The organism is Acinetobacter rongchengensis, assembly GCF_003611475.1.
Classification (GTDB): Bacteria; Pseudomonadota; Gammaproteobacteria; order Pseudomonadales; family Moraxellaceae; genus Acinetobacter; species Acinetobacter rongchengensis.
This window is the reverse complement of sequence record NZ_RAXT01000200.1, coordinates 1-462: the sequence shown is the minus strand read 5'-3', so window position 1 is coordinate 462 and position 462 is coordinate 1. Positions and strand designations below refer to the sequence as shown.

Annotated in this window: 1 pseudogene; it reads left to right on the top strand. The window is 35.7% G+C overall.

The annotated features are described in order from the left end of the window. Positions 1 to 71: 71 nt before the first annotated feature. A pseudogene (locus D7V20_RS19520) lies at positions 72 to 462 on the top strand (DinB/UmuC family translesion DNA polymerase); the annotation flags it as partial.

The following is a 462-nucleotide window of genomic DNA, read 5'->3' as shown; positions in this document are numbered from 1 at the left end:
CTGTGTAGGCTTCTTCATTTGAAAATTATATCGCTGAAAAAGCCGTTACAGATAGGTTTGTGCAACAAAGCCGAAAGCATACTAAAAAGCTGAATAGCCTAAGCATTAATACAGTTCTAGATTTCGTCTGTGCTTCCCCCTTAATGATTAGAGATCAATTCTCTGTAGTCATGCACAGAACAATATTAGAATTACAGGGAATCTCTTGCATTGAAATTGAGCAAAGTCCTAAAGCAAAAAAACAAATAATAGCAAGCCGTTCCTTTGGCCAGAAAGTTTATAGCTGTGACGATCTTAAAGAAGCGATTACTCTTTATGTTCAAGATGCCGTAAGCCGTCTAAGAAGTGAAAATTTACTATGTGGCTGTATTATTAGTTTTGTGCAATCTAATCCATTTGATAGTTCTGAGCCTTTTTATAATAAATCTTTGTCTTACGCTTTACCCGATCCATCAGACAATA